This is a genomic window from Janthinobacterium rivuli (assembly GCF_009208735.1).
GTDB lineage: Bacteria > Pseudomonadota > Gammaproteobacteria > Burkholderiales > Burkholderiaceae_D > Janthinobacterium.
The window spans coordinates 115,251-137,195 of record NZ_WFLJ01000011.1; the positions used below are offsets into that span (position 1 = coordinate 115,251).

General features: G+C 63.2%; 19 protein-coding genes and 2 riboswitches. Of the genes, 8 read left to right on the forward strand and 11 right to left on the reverse strand.

Features of this window, described 5'->3' with window-relative positions; translation table 11 throughout:
- Positions 1-39: 39 nt before the first annotated feature.
- Positions 40-690 (reverse strand): HD domain-containing protein, encoded by a 651-nt coding sequence (locus GCN78_RS16370; protein ID WP_152252638.1) that lies wholly within the window; start codon positions 688-690, stop codon positions 40-42.
- 296 nt (positions 691-986) lie between these two features.
- Here GCN78_RS16370 and GCN78_RS16375 point away from each other — a divergent pair, with 296 nt between their 5' ends.
- From GCN78_RS16375 to GCN78_RS16385, 3 genes are all read left to right on the forward strand, one after another.
- Positions 987-1,478, forward strand: coding sequence for a chemotaxis protein CheW (locus GCN78_RS16375; protein ID WP_034752308.1), 492 nt, complete (start codon positions 987-989; stop codon positions 1,476-1,478).
- A 226-nt stretch (positions 1,479-1,704) separates the two neighbouring features.
- Complete coding sequence (locus GCN78_RS16380; protein WP_152252639.1) at positions 1,705-3,333, forward strand: methyl-accepting chemotaxis protein; 1,629 nt, start codon at positions 1,705-1,707, stop codon at positions 3,331-3,333.
- A gap of 79 nt (positions 3,334-3,412) precedes the next feature.
- Positions 3,413-5,059 (forward strand): methyl-accepting chemotaxis protein, encoded by a 1,647-nt coding sequence (locus tag GCN78_RS16385; protein ID WP_152252640.1) that lies wholly within the window; start codon positions 3,413-3,415, stop codon positions 5,057-5,059.
- A gap of 5 nt (positions 5,060-5,064) precedes the next feature.
- Here the strand turns inward: GCN78_RS16385 and GCN78_RS16390 are convergent, their stop codons facing one another.
- The 3 genes from GCN78_RS16390 to mgtA are packed head-to-tail and all read right to left on the reverse strand — an operon-like array spanning position 5,065 to position 8,672.
- Positions 5,065-5,601 carry a ribonuclease HI family protein gene (locus tag GCN78_RS16390; protein WP_152252641.1) on the reverse strand — a complete coding sequence of 179 codons (537 nt, stop codon included), beginning with the start codon at positions 5,599-5,601 and terminating at the stop codon, positions 5,065-5,067.
- Complete coding sequence (locus tag GCN78_RS16395) at positions 5,598-5,951, reverse strand: hypothetical protein (protein WP_152252642.1); 354 nt, start codon at positions 5,949-5,951, stop codon at positions 5,598-5,600. The genes GCN78_RS16390 and GCN78_RS16395 overlap by 4 nt, the downstream gene beginning before the upstream one ends.
- Before the next feature lie 36 nt (positions 5,952-5,987).
- On the reverse strand, positions 5,988-8,672 hold the full coding sequence (gene mgtA, locus GCN78_RS16400) for a magnesium-translocating P-type ATPase (RefSeq protein ID WP_152252643.1): 2,685 nt from the start codon (positions 8,670-8,672) through the stop codon (positions 5,988-5,990).
- 470 nt (positions 8,673-9,142) lie between these two features.
- Here mgtA and GCN78_RS16405 point away from each other — a divergent pair, with 470 nt between their 5' ends.
- A complete protein-coding gene (locus GCN78_RS16405; RefSeq protein WP_152252644.1) occupies positions 9,143-9,832 on the forward strand; it encodes a hypothetical protein in 690 nt (229 codons plus the stop codon).
- Complete coding sequence (locus tag GCN78_RS16410; protein WP_152252645.1) at positions 9,832-10,317, forward strand: hypothetical protein; 486 nt, start codon at positions 9,832-9,834, stop codon at positions 10,315-10,317. The genes GCN78_RS16405 and GCN78_RS16410 overlap by 1 nt, the downstream gene beginning before the upstream one ends.
- Positions 10,318-10,398: 81 nt before the next feature.
- On the opposite strand, the gene GCN78_RS16415 is transcribed toward GCN78_RS16410, so the two are convergent.
- Together GCN78_RS16415 and GCN78_RS16420 are read right to left on the reverse strand one after the other, a co-directional pair.
- The gene (locus GCN78_RS16415; RefSeq protein ID WP_152252646.1) at positions 10,399-11,013 is read right to left on the reverse strand and encodes a TetR/AcrR family transcriptional regulator; all 615 of its coding nucleotides are present in this window, start codon (positions 11,011-11,013) and stop codon (positions 10,399-10,401) included.
- 22 nt (positions 11,014-11,035) lie between these two features.
- Positions 11,036-12,253 carry a Bcr/CflA family efflux MFS transporter gene (locus tag GCN78_RS16420; RefSeq protein ID WP_152252647.1) on the reverse strand — a complete coding sequence of 406 codons (1,218 nt, stop codon included), beginning with the start codon at positions 12,251-12,253 and terminating at the stop codon, positions 11,036-11,038.
- A 162-nt stretch (positions 12,254-12,415) separates the two neighbouring features.
- Here GCN78_RS16420 and GCN78_RS29360 point away from each other — a divergent pair, with 162 nt between their 5' ends.
- Positions 12,416-12,574 carry a hypothetical protein gene (locus GCN78_RS29360; RefSeq protein WP_193316761.1) on the forward strand — a complete coding sequence of 53 codons (159 nt, stop codon included), beginning with the start codon at positions 12,416-12,418 and terminating at the stop codon, positions 12,572-12,574.
- Positions 12,575-12,619: 45 nt separating this feature from the next.
- On the opposite strand, the gene GCN78_RS16425 is transcribed toward GCN78_RS29360, so the two are convergent.
- From GCN78_RS16425 to gcvT, 5 genes are all read right to left on the reverse strand, one after another.
- Positions 12,620-13,300 carry a PEP-CTERM sorting domain-containing protein gene (locus GCN78_RS16425; RefSeq protein ID WP_152252648.1) on the reverse strand — a complete coding sequence of 227 codons (681 nt, stop codon included), beginning with the start codon at positions 13,298-13,300 and terminating at the stop codon, positions 12,620-12,622.
- Between the two features lie 36 nt (positions 13,301-13,336).
- Positions 13,337-15,190 carry a dockerin type I domain-containing protein gene (locus tag GCN78_RS16430; protein WP_152252649.1) on the reverse strand — a complete coding sequence of 618 codons (1,854 nt, stop codon included), beginning with the start codon at positions 15,188-15,190 and terminating at the stop codon, positions 13,337-13,339.
- A gap of 250 nt (positions 15,191-15,440) precedes the next feature.
- Positions 15,441-18,338 carry an aminomethyl-transferring glycine dehydrogenase gene (gene gcvP / locus GCN78_RS16435; RefSeq protein ID WP_152252650.1) on the reverse strand — a complete coding sequence of 966 codons (2,898 nt, stop codon included), beginning with the start codon at positions 18,336-18,338 and terminating at the stop codon, positions 15,441-15,443.
- A 100-nt stretch (positions 18,339-18,438) separates the two neighbouring features.
- Positions 18,439-18,819, reverse strand: coding sequence for a glycine cleavage system protein GcvH (gene gcvH / locus GCN78_RS16440; RefSeq protein WP_152252651.1), 381 nt, complete (start codon positions 18,817-18,819; stop codon positions 18,439-18,441).
- Between the two features lie 69 nt (positions 18,820-18,888).
- Positions 18,889-20,010 (reverse strand): glycine cleavage system aminomethyltransferase GcvT, encoded by a 1,122-nt coding sequence (gene gcvT / locus GCN78_RS16445; RefSeq protein WP_152252652.1) that lies wholly within the window; start codon positions 20,008-20,010, stop codon positions 18,889-18,891.
- Positions 20,011-20,084: 74 nt separating this feature from the next.
- Positions 20,085-20,190: riboswitch (glycine riboswitch) on the reverse strand.
- A gap of 26 nt (positions 20,191-20,216) precedes the next feature.
- Positions 20,217-20,303: riboswitch (glycine riboswitch) on the reverse strand.
- A 169-nt stretch (positions 20,304-20,472) separates the two neighbouring features.
- On the opposite strand from gcvT, the gene GCN78_RS16450 reads away from it, so the two are divergent.
- The gene (locus GCN78_RS16450) at positions 20,473-21,081 is read left to right on the forward strand and encodes an ATP-dependent Clp protease proteolytic subunit (protein ID WP_226939671.1); all 609 of its coding nucleotides are present in this window, start codon (positions 20,473-20,475) and stop codon (positions 21,079-21,081) included.
- Between the two features lie 144 nt (positions 21,082-21,225).
- Positions 21,226-21,861 (forward strand): phosphatase PAP2 family protein, encoded by a 636-nt coding sequence (locus tag GCN78_RS16455; RefSeq protein ID WP_226939672.1) that lies wholly within the window; start codon positions 21,226-21,228, stop codon positions 21,859-21,861.
- The last annotated feature ends 84 nt before the right edge of the window (positions 21,862-21,945 follow it).

Genomic DNA, 21,945 nt, shown 5'->3' on the forward strand with positions numbered 1-21,945 from the left:
TATAGACAGCATGGGCCATGCTGGCTATCGCCACCCATGTCAGTGCGCAATTCCCCATTCGTCGGCAAAGGCGGCGCGGAAATCCGTCAGCACGGCCAGCCGCTGTTCGGCCAGGGCGCGGCCGGCCGCCGTCTGCATCTTGCCGGGCAGTTTGTCGAGCTTGGTGACGATATGGTCGAGCGCGTATGCCTTGTCGTCGAGTTCGCGATGCCGGGCCAGCGGATCGCTGCCATGCGCCAGCGCGCTCTCCATGCGCGCGGCCGTGTAAAACAGGCGCGCCAGCCCCACGGCGCCCAGCGCGTCGATGCGGTCGGCATCTTGCACGATTTGCGCTTCGATCGTGTGCGGCGGCAGATTGGCGGAAAAACTGTGCGTCTCGATGGCGTGGGCCACGCCGGCCAGTTTTTCTGGTGGAAAATCCAGTTCCGCCAGCTGGCGGCACGCCAGCGCGGCCGCCTGGCGCGAGGCCAGATGGCGTTCCGGGTGGTTTTTCGGCAAGTTGACCAGGTCGTGCAGGTAGCAGGCGGCCATCACGGTGAGGGTGTCCGCTTCCACGTGGTCCCGCAGCAGGGCGCTGGCATTGCGCCAGACGCGGTGCAGGTGGTTGAGGTCGTGGGCGCTGTCATCGCCCAGGCCGGCCGAGGCCAGCGCCAGCAGGCGTGGCTGCCATTGAGAAAGCAAAGAGTGCATGGTGCAAAGTTGTAAAAAGCAGGGGCCGCCAGTGTGGCATAAAACGTCGCCGCGTGCGGTGGCAAGCCTGGCACTGCTGCGTGCCGTATTCACCACACAACTTGCATTTGTGAAAAGATTTGGTCAGGTGACCGCTCTTTTTTAGTGCATGTAAAATTTACATGGGGTAACATTGCCGCACGGAAATTAGAGGCATAAGCTAATTGCGAGAAAGTATTTGCAAAAACATACAAGTGGCTGCCATGCCGTCGTGCATGCTTGGCCTGCGCCCCAGGCGAGTTAACTAAAGGATTATCATGAACACCAATTCCAGCGACACCGGCGCAACCGTTGCCAAGGCTGCCGAATACCTGGCCTTTACCCTGGGCCAGGAAGAGTATGGCATCGACATCCAGAAAGTCAGCGAAATCCGCAGCTATGAAACGCCGACCCGCATCGCCAACGCCCCCGAGTTCGTCAAGGGCGTGGTCAACCTGCGCGGCATCATCGTGCCGATCGTCGACATGCGCATCAAGTTCAACCTGGGCACGCCCAGCTATGACCAGTTCACCGTCGTCATCATCCTCAATATCGGCAACCGCGTCGTCGGCATGGTCGTCGACCGCGTCTCCGACGTCACCACCCTGATGCCGGAACAGATCAAGCCGGCGCCGGACATGGGCCGTTCGATCAACACGGAGTACGTGATCGGCTTGGGCACCATCGACGAGCGCATGTTGATTCTGGTCGATATCGACCAGCTGATGTCCAGCGCCGACATGGGCCTCATCGAGAAGCTTGCCGCCTAAGTTTTTGCTGAAGGTCAGTCGGCTAAGTTTGTTGGAAACAATTGACTCTCGACATTGCTTGGTATTTCTGCAAGGCGCACGCTAACGCCTTTCCTGGCGCACGGTTCAGCTGAACCGTGCGCCAGTTTCACATCAGTTTTACTTTTTACGCCCGTTTCGCCATGGCAGCCAGCCCGCACAGCGCGAAACTGCCAGCCATGGCATCAGGGCTCTTTAGGATAGTCACATGAATGTATTACGCAACGTCAGCATCGGTGTCCGCCTCGGACTCGGTTTTGCCGTGATTTTGCTGTTTTCCATGCTCATTACGGGCATCAGCGTCTGGCGCCTGCACGACGTGGCCAGCGCCACGCGCGTCATGATGGAGCAACCGCTGGCCAAGGAACGCTATATTTCCGACTGGTATGGCCGTATCGACAGCGCCGTGCGCCGCACCATCGCCATTGCCCGCAGCAGCGACACGTCGCTCAGTGGCTATTTCGCCGAAGAATCGAAAGTCTCGTCGTCCAGCTCGGCGGAGCTGCAAAAGAAAATCGAGGCGCTGATCGACAAGCCCGAGGAAAAAGCCATGTTCGCGGGCTTGCTGGAACAGCGCAAGGTGTACATCGGCTCGCGCGACCAGGTCTACAAGCTGAAGGGCGAAGCGCAGGTCGAGGCCGCCAACGAGGTGTTTGAAAAGACCTTCGTGCCGGCCGCCGCGAAATACCAGAAGATGGTCTCGGACTTGCTGGAACACCAGCGCGCCACGATCGACACGACGGCGCGCGAGATCGACGCCGTCGCCAATACCAGCCGCAACCTGATGCTGGTGCTGGCCGCGCTGGCGCTGGCTTTTGGCGTCGTCTGCGCCTGGGTCTTGACGATGGGCATCGTGCGTCCTCTGCGCACGGCCGTGGACATCGCCCGCAAGGTGGCCGATGGCGACTTGACGGCACAGATCGACGCCAGCGCCAAGGATGAAACGGGACAATTGCTGCAAGCGTTGAAGGACATGAACACGAGCCTGCTCAACATCGTCGGCGAAGTGCGCAGCGGCACGGACAGCATCGCCACGTCGTCGACGCAGATTGCCGCCGGCAACCAGGACCTGTCTTCCCGCACGGAAGAGCAGGCCGGCTCGCTGGAAGAGACGGCGTCGTCGATGGAAGAGCTGACTTCCACCGTGAAACAGAATGCGGACAATGCGCGCCAGGCCAACCAGTTGGCGGCCTCGGCGGCGCAAGTGGCCGTCAAGGGCGGCGAAGTCGTGGCGCAGGTGGTGGGCACGATGGAATCGATCAATGCGTCGTCAAACAAGATCGTCGACATCATCAGCGTGATTGACGGCATCGCCTTCCAGACGAATATCCTGGCCTTGAATGCGGCCGTGGAAGCGGCGCGTGCCGGCGAGCAGGGCCGTGGCTTCGCCGTCGTGGCGTCCGAGGTGCGCAACCTGGCGCAGCGTTCGGCCAGCGCCGCGAAAGAGATCAAGACCCTGATCGGCGCGTCCGTCGAGCAAGTCAACGCGGGCAGCATGCTGGTGGCGCAAGCCGGTTCGACCATGAACGACATCGTCGACAGCGTGCAGCGCGTGAGCGACATCATCACGGAAATCACGGCGGCCAGCAGCGAGCAAAGCGTGGGCATCGACGAGATCAACCGCGCCATCGGGCAGATGGATGCCGTGACGCAACAAAATGCGGCGCTGGTGGAAGAGTCGGCGGCGGCCGCCGAATCGATGCAGCATCAGGCACATAACCTGGCGCAGGTCGTCAGCGTGTTCAAGCTCAATGGCCAGCCAGCCAAGGTCAGCGGCGCGAACGTACTGAAACGCCCGGCGGCGCCACAAAACGCCTTGCGCATCGGCACACGCTGATGCTCGCGCGGCTGCCCGTGCAGCCGCTTTTTGCCGTCCCCTTTTATATAGTCTGGTTCCGCTTTTTTAGGATATTCACATGAATTTGTTAAGAAACGTCAGTATTGGTGTGCGCCTCGGCCTGGGTTTTGCCGTGATCTTGCTGTTTTCCATGCTCATCACGGGCATCAGCGTGTGGCGCTTGCACGATGTGGCCATGGCCACGCGCACCATGATGGAATTACCGCTGGCGAAGGAACGCTATATTTCCGACTGGTACGCGAAGATCGACAGCGGCGTGCGCCGCACCACGGCCATCGCGCGCAGCAGCGACACGACACTGGGCGCGTATTTTGCGGAAGAGGCCAAGCAATCGTCCGTCGTCTCGGGTGAGTTGCAAAAGAAAATCGAAGCCTTGATTTCCAGCCCGGAAGAAAAGGAACTGTTCCGCCTGGTGAGCGAACAGCGCAAGGTTTACCTCGATTCGCGCGCGCAAGTGTCGAAGCTGAAGGCCGATGGACAGGAAGCCGAGGCAGAAAAGGCGTTCCAGGGCATCTTCGTGCCCGGTTCGACGCAATACCTGAAAGTGGTCAACGACATGCTGCAGCATCAGCGCGCCAGCATCGACACGACGGCGCGCGAGATCGACGAGGTCGCCAAGACGAGCCGCAACTTGCTGCTGACCCTGGCGCTGCTGGCGCTGGGCTTTGGCGTCGTCTGTGCCTGGCTGTTGACGATGGGCATCGTGCGCCCCCTGCGCACGGCCGTGGACATCGCCCGCAAGGTGGCCGATGGCGACTTGACGGCGCAGATCGACGCCAGCGCCAAGGATGAAACGGGACAATTGCTGCAAGCGTTGAAGGACATGAACACAAGCCTGCTCAACATCGTCAGCGAAGTGCGCACGGGTACGGACAGCATCGCCACCTCGTCGACGGAAATTGCCGCCGGCAACCAGGACCTGTCTTCCCGCACGGAAGAGCAGGCCGGCTCGCTGGAAGAGACGGCGTCGTCGATGGAAGAGCTGACTTCCACCGTGAAGCAGAATGCGGACAATGCGCGCCAGGCCAACCAGTTGGCGGCCTCGGCGGCGCAAGTGGCCGTCAAGGGCGGCGAAGTCGTGGCGCAGGTGGTGGGCACGATGGAATCGATCAACGCTTCGTCGAACAAGATCGTCGACATCATCAGTGTCATTGATGGCATCGCCTTCCAGACGAATATCCTGGCCCTGAATGCGGCCGTGGAAGCGGCCCGTGCCGGCGAGCAGGGCCGTGGCTTCGCCGTCGTGGCGTCCGAGGTGCGCAACCTGGCGCAGCGTTCGGCCAGCGCCGCGAAAGAGATCAAGACCCTGATCGGCGCTTCCGTGGAGCAAGTCAACGCGGGCAGCATGCTGGTGGCGCAAGCCGGTTCGACCATGAACGACATCGTCGACAGCGTGCAGCGCGTGAGCGACATCATCACGGAAATCACGGCGGCCAGCAGCGAGCAAAGCGTGGGCATCGACGAGATCAACCGCGCCATCGGCCAGATGGATGCCGTCACGCAACAAAATGCGGCCCTGGTGGAAGAGTCGGCGGCGGCCGCCGAATCGATGCAGCACCAGGCACACAACCTGGCGCAAGTGGTCAGCGTGTTTAAACTGAGTGGCCAGCAGGCCGGCGCAAGCGGCTTGAAGGGCGTCAATAGTACCGCCCGCCCGGCAGCCAAGGCACCGCAAGAAGCGTTGCGGATCGGCCGCGCCGCTTAAGTTGCTTACCCCGTAACGGCTGGGGTCAGACCCGGCGGGTCTGCCCCCCGATCAATCGCCAACTGCGACAGCCGGTCCGCCTCGCCATTCCTGTGGCGCGGCAGCCAGCGCAAGCTCACCTCCGTGAATTGTTCCAGCAGGGCCACCACGGTGGCCCTTTGTACTTCCAGTCCCTTGGCGCCGACCGGCGTCGTCCCCAGCACGTCATTGATCACCACCTGGCTGTCGCCGTACAGCAGCAGTTGCACGGGCGGCGGGCGCACGCCCAGCGCCGTGCGCAGCACGGCCGTCAGGGCCGCATATTCCGCATCGCTGCTGCTGCCATAACCGGCCGCCTCGCTCACTTCGATACGCTCGCCGTTTGGTCCCAGCAGCAGGGCGCCTATGCCCAGCTTGCCCGGGTTCGGGTGGGCGGAGCCGTCGAACCAGCCGCGCCAGGCCAGCGGGCCGCCGTGGTCCTGGCGACTGAGCGCCAGTTGCGCGCGGCGCGCCTGCATCCTGGCTTCCTTGCGCTGTTTGCGCGCCTGCGCTTCCGCCGTCATGGCTTGATCAGCAAGGTATCGATCAGGCTGCCGATCCAGCACGCGACCAGCACACCCACGGCCACCGTCATGGCGGGGCCGTCGTTGGCGGAGAGCGCATCGACTTTTTCCGCGATCAGCTGCACGTCGAGGGGCAGGGCGCCGCTGTCGATCTGTGCCATTATTTGGTCCAAGCGTGCCATGATCTGGCGCAATACGAGTACCAGCGCGATGAGGGCGGGCACGAGGAAGAGGCAGCCGCGCGCCTGGCGTTTTAATAAGAAATGCCCGCTGCCGGGAAACACGAGGCCCGACAGCAGCAGCGCCTGCGTGCGTTTGGATATGGATGAAGGTGAGGGGGAGCCGCTCATGCGCGCCTTGTGTAGAGGAAAGAGCGGCCCATCATACTATTGCCAGCCGAATTTGCGCAGATAGTAGCGTTTCATCAAGGTCGTCAGCAGGGTGTAGCAGACGAGGATGCCCAGCAGCCAGGGGAAGTAGCCCAAGGGCAACGCTTGCAGCTTGAAGTAGGTCGCGAGCGGACCCATCGGCAGGAACACGCCCACGGCCATGATGGCGGTGGTGGCCACCAGCAGGGGCACGGAGGCGATGCTGTCGATGAAGGGCAGCTTGGGCGTGCGGATCAGGTGCACGATCAGTGTCTGCGTCAACAGCCCCACGACGAACCAGCCGGACTGGAACAGGGTTTGCTGTTCCGGGGTATTCGCGCCGAACACATGCCACATCAAAATAAACGTGCTGATGTCGAAGATCGAGCTGATGGGCCCAAAAAACACCATGAAGCGGCCGATGTCGCGCGGGTTCCAGCTCAGCGGCTGCTGTATCAGTTCGGCGTCGACATTGTCGAACGGGATGGCGATCTGCGACACGTCATACAGCAGGTTTTGCACCAGCAAGTGCAGCGGCAGCATGGGCAGGAACGGTAAAAAGGCGCTGGCCACCAGCACGGAAAACACATTGCCGAAGTTCGAGCTGGCCGTCATGCGGATGTATTTGAGCATGTTGCTGAAGGTGCGGCGGCCTTCCAGCACGCCTTCTTCCAGCACCATCAGGCTTTTTTCCAGCAGGATGATGTCGGCCGCTTCCTTGGCGATATCGACGGCCGAATCGACGGAAATGCCGATATCGGCCGCGCGCAGGGCGGGCGCGTCATTGATGCCGTCGCCCATGAAGCCGACGATGTGGCCATTGCCGCGCAGGGCGCGCACGAGGCGCTCCTTGTGCAGCGGGCTGAGCTTGGCAAATACGGTGTTGTCTTCGGCCGCGCGGGCCAGGGTGGCGTCGTCCATGTCGTCCAGTTGCGGGCCTTGCAGCACGCCATGCACGGCCAGGCCCACTTCGCGGCAAATCTTTGCCGTTACCAGGTGGTTGTCGCCCGTCAATACTTTCACGGTCACGCCGTGTTCCGCCAGCGCGCGCAGGGCGGGCGCCGTCGATTCCTTTGGCGGATCGAGAAACGCGACATAGCCGATCAGCGTGAGCGCCGTTTCATCGGCCACGCCGTACACGGTTTTATGCGGCGGCACTTCCTTGACGGCCACGGCCACCACTCTTAAACCTTCCGCATTCAGGCCGTGCGTGGTTTCCAGCACCTTGGCCAGCAGGGCCGCGTCGAGCGGAATATTCACGCCGCCCAGGCGCAGGTGGCTGCAGGCGGCGAGGATTTCCTCGACGGCGCCCTTGCAGATCAGCTCATGGTGATCGTCGCGTTCGGAGACGACGACGGACATGCGGCGGCGCACGAAATCAAACGGGATTTCATCGACTTTCACATAATCGCGGGCCAGCTGCATTTCCGTCTGCAATTCCACATGGTCGAGCACGGCGCGGTCCAGCAGGTTTTTCAAGCCCGTCTGGTAGTGGCTGTTCAGGTAGGCGAATTGCAGCACTTCGTCGGACGGTTGGCCGAACACGTCGGTATGGCGTTCGAGCACGATCTTGTCCTGCGTCAAGGTGCCCGTCTTGTCCGTGCACAGCACGTCCATGGCGCCGAAGTTCTGGATGGCATCCAGGCGCTTGACGACGACTTTCTTTTTCGACAGTTTCACGGCACCCTTGGCCAGGGTGCTGGTGACGATCATGGGCAGCATTTCCGGCGTCAGACCGACGGCAACGGACAGGGCGAAGAGGAACGCTTCCATCCAGTCACCCTTGGTCCAGCCATTGATGAGGAACACGAGCGGCGCCATCACGAGGGCGAAGCGGATCAAGAGCCAGCTGACGCTGTTCACGCCCGCCTCGAAGGCGGTGGGCGTGCGCTCGGTGGCCGTCACGCGCGTGGCGATGGTGCCGAAATACGTGCGGTTGCCCGTGGCCAGCACCAGCGCCGTGGCGGCGCCCGAGATCACGTTCGTGCCCATGAACAGCAGATTGGCCAGCTCCATCGGGTCGCGACCGGCGCCGTCGGCCAGCTCGGCCATCTTTTCCACGGGCAAGGATTCGCCCGTCATGGCGGCCTGGCTGACGAACAGGTCTTTCGCGGACAGCAGGCGGCAGTCGGCGGGGATCATGTCGCCGGCCGACAGCACGATGAGGTCGCCCTGCACCAACTGGCGGATCGGCAGCTCGATCTGCTGGCCATTGCGCAGAACGGTGGCCGTATTGCTGACCATGGCTTTCAGGCGCTCGGCGGCCCGGTTCGAGCGGCCTTCCTGCACGAAGCGCAGCAGGGTCGATAGAATCACCATGGTGCCGATGACGATGGTCGCCTTCGGGTCTTCCGTCAGGTAGGAAACGATGGCCAGCACGGTGAGCAGCAGGTTGAACGGATTCTTGTAGCACAGCCACAGATGCTGGTACCAGGCCAGCGGTTTTTCATGCTCGACCTCGTTCGGCCCCGTTTGCGCGCCGATCACTTGCGCTTCGGCATCGCGCAAGCCTTCCAGGCGCGTGTGCAGGCGGTTCAGGGCGCCGTCGAGGTCTTCATGGGCGGCGGCCAGCAGCTGGCGCGCCAGGTGGTCGGGCACGGGACGGGCCGTGCTGTTTTCCAATGGCATGGCGCGGCGGCGGAAGTTGCCGGCCGTATGGCGCTTGCGCAGGAACGATTCGAATAAGCGGGTGAAGAGATTCATGCTCTTCCTTTCACGACGAGGTGTTGACGGGCGGCGCAGCCGCAGGCAAGACTTGCGTTCCGCCAGGACACAATAGTGCTGGCGGGCAATCCGGGTCAGTAGCCGGTCGCGATCGGAAAGAGGGAGGAGGCGCGCAGCCAGAATGGCCGCGCGAGACACCGCACCTTGCTCAGCAAGGCACGGAGGAAACGGATTTCCGCGTTGCTTGCTGCTTAGCTGCCGAGGCAATCACCGATACAAGATCGACTACTGTCACTAGAACAAGTACCCACGTGGGACTCCGTAAAATGAATAATGCACGGATGATAAAAGTGCATGCTGGCAAGGTCAAGCAAAGATCTTCTACATTACCGAAACGTAATGTATGCCCGGTCTTGGCCACCGGTTCTCTGCCGGCGCTCGTCCTGGCTGCGATTGTTATAATCCAGACAGGCCGTCCTGTTCGACGAAGATGCAAGCAAGGCAGGCCCATGAAAGGCATTCATCCTATGGCACGACTCAAAGAGATCAGGGTAGTGGAAACACCACTGAGCTATTCCAACCAGCGAACCTGGTCTTTCCATCCGAGCGCGCACCATGTGCGGCAATTGCTGCTGCATTTTTTGCCGCCCGATTTCGTCCTTGATGGCTCTGCGCTGCTGTCCGTCATCTTCGGCGAAAAACCGGCTGGCGAAGCGCAGTGCAGCCAGGTGCTGGGCTGCACCAGCTATTATGTGGAAGACTTCGATATCGGCGCCTACATGGCCTGTTCCCCGTCCGAACAACAGGAACGCATGCTGCTGGAACTGACTGCGGTGCTGCTCCGGCTGGCAAGGGATGCGGATGCCGGGGCCGTCAATCAAGCGGCACGCTGTGTGCGCGACGGCGCATTCGCACTCCGTATTCCAGTGCGCAAACTATGGCGCTCGTCGCCGGACAAACACTATCGCGTCGAAGTCTACCGATGCCTGGGCCCGGCCATCGGCGAGGTGTGGCAAGCCCATCTCTTCGACAAAGCCGGAAAACCATTGGCTGTCGACGGCATCACCAGCACGCCAGGCTACCTGGACCGTACCTCCCACTTCAGCAAGTCCCGCTGGGACGGCGCGTTGTTTCAGATTGTGCATACCGCGATGAATTCCGTCGTCTACAGCCTCGATGCGGCACGGTGCGACACGTGATGGCTGGCGTGCAAAATTATTTTGAAGTGGAATTGCTGAGGCACTTGCATGGCGCGATAGAGGCAGGGGCCATGCTGGTCGAGGCTGACAGCGCCCGGTATTTTTCCAGGCTTGCGCAGTGCTATCCCGTTGCCGGTTCCAAAATACGCTGGAGCCGCATACCCGGTTCGATCGAGCGCCATGAAAACGCAGCCGGTCGTCAACTGGCCGCCGGCTGCGATTTTTTTGGCGAGATGGTGGCGCTGCATGGTTTGACTGGCCAGGCTGTTCATATCGGCGACAACGCCGTCGAGTTTGCCCTGCTGGCGTCCGTTGGGGAGTTTGCCAGGCATCTGGACGCATTGCTGTCCATTCCACAGCACCATTATTTTGTGGCGGCCGATTATGCGTGGTGCATGGTGCTGGGCATGGAAGGCGGCATGTCCTTTGGCCGTAGGGCCAATGGCAATGCCGGCACCCGCTTGCACACGTTGGTCTCGGCGTAACGGGCAAGCGCCGGGGCAGCGGACGCATGCTTTCGCGATCCGTTCATGGGCCGGGAAAGACGTCGAACGGCAGGCCCGATTTCATGAGGACTTGCCAGTGCTTAAATAAAGTGAATCGGAGAGGATGTGCCATAGCGCCGCATGACGCTGCTGCAGCGCGGCGCCGCCCGCGTAGATCAGTTCCACGTGCAGGCTGTCGACGATGCCCAGGTAGGCTTGCGCGTACAGGTCGATGCGCGGCGACGATAACGTGGGCGCGAGACGGGCCAGGCTCTGCACGTAATACTGCTGCAGCTGCGCCAGCAAGGCTTCGTAGCCCGTGCCCACTTCCACGCGCAGTGGGGCGGGCGGCAAATACGCGGTGCGCAGCAAAAAGCGCAAATGGGCCGAATCCGCATAGCGCTGCGCCATGCGCTCGCAGTACAGGGCGCCTGCCTGTTGGCCGCCGGGCGCGGCCAGCGCCGCTTCATCGGCGAAGCAGCTGTCCATGAAGGCTTGCTCTTCGGCCAGCGCGTCGGCAAACACGTCGAGGAAGAGGGCGTCCTTGCCGGCGAAATGCGAATACAGCGAAGCCTTGCGCATGCCCGCCTGCGCGGCGATGTCGCTGAGGGACGAGGCGTCGTAGCCGTGTTCGGAAAAGTGCACGACGGCGACGGCACAGATGTTATCGGCCGAGGCCGAGCGTTTTTTCATCATTGGGGTGAGAGTGGGTGAGGCGTCAGTGCGCTCCCAGGCTGCTGGCGGGTGCCGGATGGACGCGCGCAGTGACCAGGGTCAGCCATGATACCAGCAGGCCGGCCACGGTCAAGAACAGCAGCCACGGCAAGGGTCCCCATTCGGACAGGCTGGCCGCCAGCGGCGTGGCCAAGGACGACAAGGTCATCTGGATGGCGCCCAGCAGCGCGGCCGTGGAGCCGAGCGCGCGCTGTTGCGAACCCATGGCCATGGCCATCAGCGCGGCTTCCGCGATGCCCAGGCCAAACAGGGCCACGAACATGCCCGGCACGACGGCGGCGATGCCCGCTCCCGCCCAGGCACCGAGCAGGGCCAGCGCGGCGCCGCCCAGCATGGCCATGCTGCCCGTCACGCTCAGGCGCGCCACGCCGTGCTTTTCCACCAGGCGGCCGCTGGCCATGGCGCCCAGCAGCACGGCCATGCCCGTGGCGCCAAACACGAGGCCGAAGGTGCCGGCGGACAGGCCGAAATCGCGCTGATACACGAGCGACGCGCCGCCGATATACGCGAACAGGAAAAAGAAAGTGGCCGACAGGGCCAGCGCGGGCAGCAGGAAAGCGCGGTCCAGCGCGATGCGCGCATACGTGCGGTGCAGGCCTTGTGGCGACACACGGCGTGCGCGGGGCAGCGTTTCCGGCAGGAACAATGCGCTATTGAGCAGGGTCAGGGCGCCCAGCGCGGCCAGGGCCAGCATCACGGCGCGCCAGCCGTAGTGCGCATCGAGCAAGCCGCCCACGGCGGGCGCCAGCACGGGCGCCAGGCCCACGATGGTCATCAACAAGGCAAACAGCTGCGCCGCCTGCACGCCATCGGCCACGTCGCGCACCATGCTCATCACCACGACCAGAGTCAGCGCCGCGCCCAGGCCTTGCAAGGTGCGCGCCAGCAACAGTGTGGCCAGTTGATCGGCCTGCGCCGCCCACACGGCCGCAAGAATGTAGACGGCGATGCCGGCCAGCAGCGGACGGCGCCGGCCCAGCATGTCGGTCAGCGGGCCGCACAGCAGTTGCCCGCCGCCCAGGGCCAGCAGGAAGACGGTCAGGCTCAGCTGCACATTCGCATACGAGGTGTGCAGCTCGCGCGCCATGGCGGGCATGGAAGCGAGGTACATGTCGATGCCGGCCGGGCCGAGCACGGCCACCAGGGCCAGGGAAGCGGCCAGCCCGAGACTGGCGGCGGGGAGAGGGGTTTGCTGCTGCATTGCGCTTCCTTTGAATGTCAAAAAACACGGCATGGACATGGCCGTGTTTTTTATTGTACACTGACTACCTACCGATAGGTAGCCACCTCAATCAAGGCAAAGGATGACAACGATGATGAACATGACGATGACGGGTGCGCCGCATCCGCGAGGAGAGCGGGCATGATGGAAGTGGGAATCTCGCTTGGCGGCGTGGCTGTCGCGCTGCTGTTCGCCGCCTGGAGTTCGCACCGGGCCCGCTGCGAGCGGCGCGATGTCGTGTTGCTGACGATGCTGGGCACCGCCCTGGGCTTGCCAGGGGCGGTCTTGCTGGCGCTGTAGTACGCTCGCAGGAGAGGCCTGCGGGCATCACGCGCGATGCCGCCCTCATGCGCGGGCGGGGCGCCAGCGTAACAGGCCAAGCAGGCCGATGCCGAACAGGGCCAGTGTCGACGGCAGCGGCACCGGTGCAAACCGTACCGGATTGGACAGGAATGGATTGCCGTAGCCGTCGCTGGTGCTGAGGACCGACATATGAAAACCCAGGGTTTGCGGATGGATGTTCGGCAGCGGCACGAAGCTATGGAAGGTCAGCGACAGCAACGGCACGAAGTCGGTCTGCAATTCGTCCAGGTAGGGACCGGTACAGAATGTGCACGTGCCGGCGCTGGCCTCGAGTAGCGAGGTGCTGGAGATGCGTAGCGCATTGGAGCTACCCGACGTCAGCGAGGCGTAGGAAAGCGCCTGGCCGCTGCCTAGCGTGCTCGCTACCAGCTTGTCGCCGTCGGTGCGGAATGCGATCTTGTCGGGACTGCCAAGCAGCGACCTGAAGCTCAGCTGATCGAGCTTGAGCACTTTGGGATCATAGCTGAAGTTGAAGTCGAAGGCCCCGATGGTCGTGCCTGAGCCGGGCGCCAATCCCCTGGCGCTGATGAACGTGCGTATTTCCCGGGTGGCTTCATTGTATGTCGAAAAGACTGAGATGGGGATGGCACGGGCCGGCAAGGCGCCCAGCAAGAACGCGGCGGCCAAGGCGATGCGGCACAGGGCAAGGGTGAGTGATTTCATGGCGTGTCTCCGAGGGCATGGATGGGGCAAGGTGCTTTATCGGCAAGGCGCGCCTGCGGGGCGCGTGAACAGTGCCGTCAATTTGCGCGCGTCGGCGACGTTGATGTCGCCGTCGCCGTTCAAGTCGGCCACCGGGTGCGCCGTGACGCCGCCAAGGATGTGCGCCATCAGTTCGTCGAGGTCGCTACGGTCGACGCAGCCGTCGCCATTGAAGTCGCCCAGGCTGGCCGCCGCCAGGGGAATCGATGAAAACAGCAGTGGACCTACCGTCAGGTGCTGGCCCGGCTCGACATGGGCGAATAATCCTTCGGACTTGCCCGAGGCGCCGTTGATGCGCCAGACGCCGTCGCTGCCCTGTCCATCGCCGCTGGCGTACAGTGCGTCGCGGGGACCCATTGCGAGGCCGGCCAGCGCGGCGGGCACCGTGCCGAACTCGCCCAGGAAGCTGCCCGGCGACGCCTGTGTCGGGCCGGCGTAGCGCAGCACCTTGCCGCCGCTGGCGACGTACAGCATGCCGTCGTCGCGGAACAGGAAGTCGATCGGACCCTGCAGGCCGCCGCTGCCGGGTGCGACGAAGGTGCCCATGTAGCGGCCCGGTTCCGCGCTGGCCGGACCGGTGTAGCGCACGATGGCGTTGCTATCGGGGCTGGCCAGGTAGAGCGCGCCGTCCGGACCGAAGTGTATTTTTCCGGCCCGCCGGAAGTGGCTCTCGGCCTGTGTCACGAAGGTGTCGATGCGTTCTCCCGGATCGGGGCCGTATGGGCCCTGGTAGCGGTAAATAGCGCCATTTTCATCGCTGAAGCCGTCGTCGGCGATGTACAGATTGCCGTCTGGACCAAAGGTCATGCTGGCCCGATTCTGTAGTTGTTGTCCATCTTGGACGTAGTTGGCGTGTTCGTCGTCGATGTCGTTGAAGGCGCCGGTGCGGCCGTCGAAGCGGCGCACCGGATAGGGTGCATCGCACCGGCCACCGAGGAAGGAAGGGGCGTCGAGGATGTACAGCCTGCCGTCCGGGCCGTAACTGAGGTCGAGCGCGTGGCAGGCGGCGCCGAAATAGCCGATGAAACTGCCGGACTTGCCGTCGTAGCGCAGCACGCTGCGTTCGAAGTTGAGTTCGGGACTGGGGCCGTGGCCGATCAGCAGCAGCGACGTGTTGACGGGAACGATGGTGAAAGCGGCGCTGCTGTCCGCCTGCGCCAGTTGCGCATTGTCGCGGTTCAGGTACTGGGCCTTGGCGACGAGCGTATGCTTGCCGCCTTCGAGCAGCAGCGGCGCGGAGAGCGGCAGCGTGATGCTGCTGCCCTCGACGCTGGCCACCTGCACGCCGTCGAGCAAGAGGGAGAGCCGGAGCTTTTCGCCGTTCTGCAAGCCGCCCAGCGTGCCCGTCGATGCCGTGGCGCTGGCGGTGACGCTGTTTTGCCCGAGCTGGCTGCCGGGCGCGGGCGTGTTGATCGCCACGCTGACGGCCGCGGCGCGCGTGATCGTGAAGGAGACGTCGCCGGAGTAATTGTGAAACACGCGTCCGGTGCCGCACAGGACGTCGTTGATGGTCTGGTGCGCCCTGGCCGTGTGGCCGCCGATGCCGAGCGCCGCCGTGCAGCTGTATGACCTGACGCCGGAGGCGAGCGCGGCGCAATTCTGTTCCGCGCCGTCGATGACCATGGCGACCGATACCCTGCGGCAGGAGGCGGTGCCGCTGGTGGACGTGCCGGCGAAAGTGATCGTGCCTTGATTGACGAAGTTCTGGCCCGCCGATGGCGAACTCAAGGTGACACCTTGGGCGCGGGCAACACCCAGGCCCAGGGCCAGCAGCAACAGGAGGGCGAGCCAGCGCCGACAGGCGCGCACGCCGGCGGCAGTCGGGACGGCAGCGCGAAGGGACATGGACATGATGGGGTCCTTGCAACAGGGTGGGTGAAGTCGCGCGGCGCTGGCAGGCAATCCGGGCGCGCGCGGCGGGTCTGACGCAACGATAGTCCCTAGACTGCCATGCCGGCTTGATATTGATTAAAAAGACAAGTATATTGCAATAATATTCATGTCTTGTTGAAAAAAAACGCAGGCCGGACCCGGTGGTCCGCCTGCGTTCTGGTGCTGCCGCGCACCCGGCGTCCAGCATGCCGGGGCGCTTGTTGCCTGCTTACTCTTCGTAGGCGCTGATCGGCGCGCAACCGCAGAACAGGTTGCGGTCGCCGTACACGTTGTCGGCGCGGCCGACCGGCGGCCAGTATTTGCGCTGACGCAGGGAAGCGACGGGGTAGGCGGCGATTTCGCGGCTGTACTTGCGTTCCCAGTTGTCCGACATCAGCACCTGCGCCGTGTGCGGCGCGTTTTTCAACGGGTTGTCGTCGTGGTCGAATTCACCGCTGGCGACCTTGGCGATTTCCGCACGGATGGCGATCATGGCATCGATGAAGCGGTCGATCTCCACTTTCGATTCGCTTTCCGTCGGCTCGATCATCAGGGTGCCCGGCACGGGGAAGCTCATGGTCGGCGCATGGAAACCGAAGTCCATCAAACGCTTGGCCACGTCTTCGTTGCTGATGCCGGTGGCGTCCGTGATCGGGCGCAGGTCCAGGATGCACTCGTGCGCGACCAGGCCGTCGTGACCCGAATACAGCACCGGGTAGTGCGGCGCCAGGCGGCGCGCGATGTAGTTCGCCGCCAGGATGGCCGTCTCGGTCGCTGCCGTCAATCCTTCCGCACCCATCATGGCGATGTACATCCACGAAATCGGCAGGATGCTGGCCGAGCCGAATGGCGCGGCGCTGACGGCGCCGATGCCGGCCACGTCGCGCTGATAGCCCGAGGAACGCTGGTTCGGCAGGAATTTCGCCAGGTGGGCGCCCACGCCGATCGGGCCCACGCCCGGTCCGCCGCCGCCGTGCGGGATGCAGAAGGTCTTGTGCAGGTTCAGGTGCGAGACGTCACCGCCAAACGAGCCGGGAGCGGCCACGCCGACCAGCGCGTTCATGTTGGCGCCGTCGATGTAGACCTGGCCGCCGTGCGAATGGATGATCTCGCACAGTTCCTGGATGCCTTCTTCGAACACGCCGTGGGTGGACGGGTAGGTGACCATCACGCAAGCCAGGTTGGCGCTGTGCTTTTCCGCTTTCGCCTTCAGGTCGGCCAGGTCCACGTTGCCGTTGGCGTCGCAGCTGGTGACGACCACCTGCATGCCGACCATGTTGGCCGATGCCGGGTTGGTGCCGTGCGCCGACGATGGAATCAGGCAGATGTTGCGGTGGCCTTCGCCGCGCGACTCGTGGTAGGCCTTGATCACCAGCAGACCCGCGTATTCGCCCTGCGAGCCGGCGTTCGGCTGCAGCGAGACGGCCGCGTAGCCGGTCAGCGCGCACAGCATCTCTTCCAGCTGCGCGATCATTTCGCGGTAGCCGACTGTTTGCGCATCCGGCGCGAACGGGTGGATGTTGGAGAATTCCGGCCAGGTGACGGGAATCATTTCCGACGTGGCGTTCAGCTTCATGGTGCACGAGCCGAGCGGGATCATGGTGCGGTCCAGCGCCAGGTCCTTGTCGGCCAGGCTGCGCAGGTAGCGCAGCATTTCGTGTTCCGAGTGGTAGCTGTTGAAGACGGGGTGGGTCAGGTAGGCGCTCTCGCGCGCCAGATTGGCCGGCAGCGCGCTGGTCACACTTGCTTCCACGCTGTCCAGGTCCGGCGCGGCAGGCGCGTTGGCCAGGCCGTGCGCGAACACCTTCCACAGCAGCGCGATATCGTCGCGCGTGGTGGTTTCGTCGAGCGACACGCCGACGTGGGTATTGTCGATCTTGCGCAGGTTGATGCCGTGGTGCATGGCCGTCGCGTGCAGTTGCGCCGCATCGGCGACGTTGATGGTCAGGGTGTCGAAGTAAGTCGCATTGACGACGCCGTAGCCCAGGGTCTTCAGGTTGGCCGCCAGCACGCCCGTGTAACGGTGCACGCGCCGGGCGATCTGCAGCAGGCCGGCCGGGCCGTGGTAGACGGCGTACATCGAGGCCATCACGGCCAGCAGCACTTGCGCCGTGCAGATGTTGGACGTCGCTTTTTCGCGGCGGATATGCTGTTCGCGCGTTTGCAGGGCCAGGCGATACGCCTTGTTGCCTTGCGCATCGACGGTCACGCCCACCAGGCGGCCCGACATATTGCGCTTGAATTCATCGCGTGTGGACAAATAGCCCGCGTGCGGACCGCCGAAACCGAGCGGCACGCCGAAGCGCTGGCTGTTGCCGACGACGACGTCGGCGCCCCATTCGCCCGGTGGCGTGAGCATGGTCAGGGCCAGCAGGTCGGCCGCGACGATGACCATGGCGCCATTCGCGTGCAGTTTTTCCACGCCGGCGCGGTAGTCGCGCACAACACCATTCACGCCAGGGTATTGCAGCAGCACGCCGAAGCAGGCGTCCAGCGATTCGATTTCAGCAGGATCAAAAGTGCGCACCTCGATACCGATCGGCTGGGCGCGCGTCTGCACCACTTCCAGGGTTTGCGGCAGCACGTCGTTGGCCACGTACAGCACGTTCGACTTCGACTTGCCCACGCGCTGGATCAGGGTCATCGCCTCGGCGGCGGCCGTGCCTTCGTCCAGCATCGAGGCGTTCGAGATGCCCATGCCGGTCAGGTCGGTGATCACTTGCTGGAAGTTCAAAATGGCTTCCAGGCGGCCTTGCGAAATCTCCGGCTGGTAAGGCGTGTACGCCGTGTACCAGGCCGGGTTTTCAAAGATGTTGCGCAGCACGACACCAGGCGTAAACGTGTTGTAGTAGCCCTGGCCGATCAGGGATTTCAATACCTGGTTCTTGCCGGCGATGGCTTTCAGGCGCGACAGCGCTTCCTGTTCCGGCATCGGCTGCGAATACGCGCCCAGGGGCAGGGCGCCCTTGTTGCGGATGTTGGCCGGTACCAGGGCGTCGATCAGCGCGGCGCGCGATGGATAGCCGAGGGTCGCCAGCATGGCTTGCTGTTCGGTGGCGGAAGGGCCGATGTGGCGGGCGATGAAGGCATCGCGTGCTTCGAGTTGGGTCAGGCTGGTGCGGGTCATGATATAGAGGCCAAAAAAGACTGAAAAACCGGGAGGCGGCGCGCGGGCGCTGCTGGAAAAAGCAAACGGGCCGCAAGCGCGGCCCGTGAGTCAAACGCGATCAGGCGCTGGTGGTGGCGCCATAGGCGGCGGCGTCGAGCAAGCCGTCCAGGGCCGACACGTCGGCTGGCTTGATCTTGAACAGCCAGTTGGCGTAGGCGTCGGCGTTGATCGATTCCGGCGAGTTGACCACGTCGTCGTTGACTGCCACGACTTCGCCGGCGATCGGCGCGTAGATGTCGCTCGCTGCCTTGACCGATTCCACCACGGCGGCGTCGTCGCCGGCGCCATAGGTGTTGCCCACGGTTGGCAGTTCGACGAAGACGATGTCGCCCAGCGCATCCTGCGCGTATTCGGTGATGCCGACGGTGATCGTGCCGTCGTCTTCAAGGCGTACCCATTCGTGGGATGCGGTGTACTTCAGGTCTGCAGGAATGTTCATGTGTGGCTCCAGATGGTAAATGTTCGTTATTGATTATGGTTGTACGGTCTTGCGGGCGGCTCTATACGCTTACGCAGCCAGGATTTTACCGTTACGCACGAAAGGCAGCTTGACGACGGAAGCGGCCAGCTGTTTGCCGCGGATTTCCACGTGCACGGTGTCGCCCACGGCCACGCCGTTCGGCACGCGCGCCAGGGCGATCGCTTCCTGCATCGTCGGGCTGAAGGTGCCGCTGGTGATTTCGCCCGTGGCGTCGCTGCCGGCGATGATGACTTTTTGATGGGCGCGCAGCACGCCGCCTTTTTCGCGCAGGATCAGCCCGACGAATTGCGCGTTCTGGCCCTTGGCCAGCAGGGCCGCCTTGCCGATGAAGTCACGCTCGCTGACCAGGTCGATGGTCCACGCCAGGCCCGCGTCGAGCGGGTTGACGCTTTCGTCCATGTCCTGGCCGTACAGATTCATGCCCGCTTCCAGGCGCAGGGTGTCGCGCGCACCGAGGCCGGCCGGCTTGACGCCGGCAGCGGCCAGGGCGTTCCACAGCGCTTCCACCTGGGTCGCGGCCACGCCGATTTCAAAGCCGTCTTCGCCCGTGTAGCCGGTGCGCGCCAGCATGACTTCGCCGAATGGCGTGTCCTTGACGATGACGACGTTGAAGGGCTTGATGGCTTCGGACGCGGCTTGCGTCTGCGGCAGCACTTGCCACACCTTGGCGCGCGCGTTCGGGCCTTGCACAGCCACCAGGGCCATCGCGTCATTGCCGTCGCGGCGCTCGGTGATCGTCAGGCCGCTGTTGCTGGCCGTGTTTTGCTGCTGCATCCAGGCCACGTCTTTTTCCGCCGTGCCTGCGTTGACGACGAGGCGGAACCAGTTTTCATTGAAGAAGTAGACGATCAGGTCATCGATGACGGTACCTTCGGCATTCAACATGCACGAGTACAGCGCCTTGCCCGACACTTGCAGCTTGTCGACGTTATTGGCCAGCAAGCCGCGCAGGAAGGCACGCACGTTCGGGCCTTCGATATCGACCACGCACATATGCGACACGTCGAACATGCCGGCGTCGCCGCGCACGGCGTTGTGTTCTTCGATTTGCGAGCCGTAGTTGACGGGCATGTCCCAGCCGCCGAAATCGACCATGCGGGCGCCGAGGGCACGGTGGGCGGTGTTGAGTGGGGTCGCTTTGAGCGTCATGGATTCCTCGGGACGAAGGTAAAGGGGGAGTTAACAAAACATAGAATAGCCAAACACGGCTTTCCAGCGTGATCACTGACCCCCCTGTCCTTTGTACCTGAGAGATTACGGGGGCTTGCCCCGTGCGCCCCTTCGGTGGGCCGCCGGCAATAGCCGCGGCCGCTCTCCAGAGTTGAGCTGTAGTGTCGCCAAAGCAACAGCTTCAGTCCGCCTGATCGGTCCTTTTGCCTGAGAGTTTTTGGGTAGTGCCCCTTCGGCGGCAACGCTGGGTTGCCCTCTCCCGATCAAGTGGGAGGAATATATGCCAGCGGGGTGTTTCTGTCAATCTGTAAAGACGTTGCCAAATTGCCGCAAACGCCCCGTTTTGCGGGGCTGGGAACAGGGCTGGCACGGCGCAAGTGGGCGCCCCGCCGTGCGGGAATGCGCTATGATGAAGTTCTGGCTTTCTTGCGGGTGGCTGCCATGAACACGACACAAAGCGGGACACAAAGCGGGACACAGCACGAGACACAACACGAGACACAAAACAACACGGAGCTGCACGGCTACTTTACCCTCTCGGGCGACGTCAACAGTGACATGGTGCGGCGCGTCTTCAACGCCGCGGCCGACATCACGGAAGACAAGCTCAGCACCGCGCACATCCTGATCCAGTCCAACGGCGGCTATGTCAGCGATGGCATCTGTCTGTACAACTTCCTCAGCAAGTTGCCGTTCGACATCATCACCTATAACGCGGGCGCCGTCGCCTCCATCGCCGTCACCCTGTTCCTGGCGGGACGGCACCGCCATGCCAGCGACACGGCCCGCTTCATGGTGCACAAGTCGCATGCGACGGCGTCGCCCGGTTCCCGTCCCGATGCGCTCAGCATCATCGTCGAAGGCCTGCGCGCCGACGACATGCGCACCGAGCGCATCCTGCGCGGCCATGTCAGCCTGACGGAAGAGCAGTGGCAGGTGCATGCGTATTCCGACCTGCACCTGACGGCCGACCAGGCGCTGGAAGTGGGCATGATCGAATCGATCCGCGATTTTGCGCCGCCCAAGGGCAAGCGCCTGACGAATATCTGACGCTGGGGTGTTGGCCAGGAGGATGGTTTTGCGCGGAAATTTTGTAATCGAATGTAATTCTTCGCTGCAGCACAGCAAAAGCCGCCCGGAACAGGGGCGAGTCGTGGCATAGTGCACGCTGATCATGAAATAAGCGCAGGTACGATGACTTGGTGGAATGGGATTTCTTTTGCGGCCGACATGTCCGTGATGGGGCCGGCTGGCGTGGCGATTGCCCTGTGGCTGTTGGTGTCGCGCCAGTGGCGCCTGGTGCTCAGCTGGAGCCTGTGGTATGGCGGCGGCCTGGTTCTCGTGGTGCTGTCGAAGCTGGCCTTCATGAGCTGGGGCGTGGGCAGCAGCACGCTCGATTTCACGGGTTTCAGCGGCCACGCCATGCGCGCCGGCGCCGTGTTCCCCGTGCTGATGTATGTGCTGCTGCAGCGGGCTGAACCGCGCTGGTGCCATGCCGGCGTGCTCGTCGGCGTGGCCTTTGCCGTGCTGGTGGCCATTTCCCGCGTGGTCGTGCATGCGCACAGCGTGTCGGAAGCCGTCAGCGGTTGCGTGCTGGGCCTGGCGCTGGCGCTGGGTTTCGTGTGGAATGCCCGTGGCGCCGTCAATTTTGCCGTCAGCCATGCGCTGGCCCTGGCCAGCCTCATGCTGATGGTTGTGCTCAGCTTCAAGGCCGAACCCATGCCGACCGAGCAGTGGCTGCAAAAACTGGCCCTGATGCTGTCCGGTCATGAGCGTGTTTTTTCCCGCGCCGACTGGAAACTGGCGCAGGATGGCCGTCCAGCCCGTTAAGATGGTGTTGGCTGGCACTTGACGCTGCTGTTTTTTGGCCAGAAAAGCATCAGGAAATGGTATGATGAACCACTTTTTTTGCGG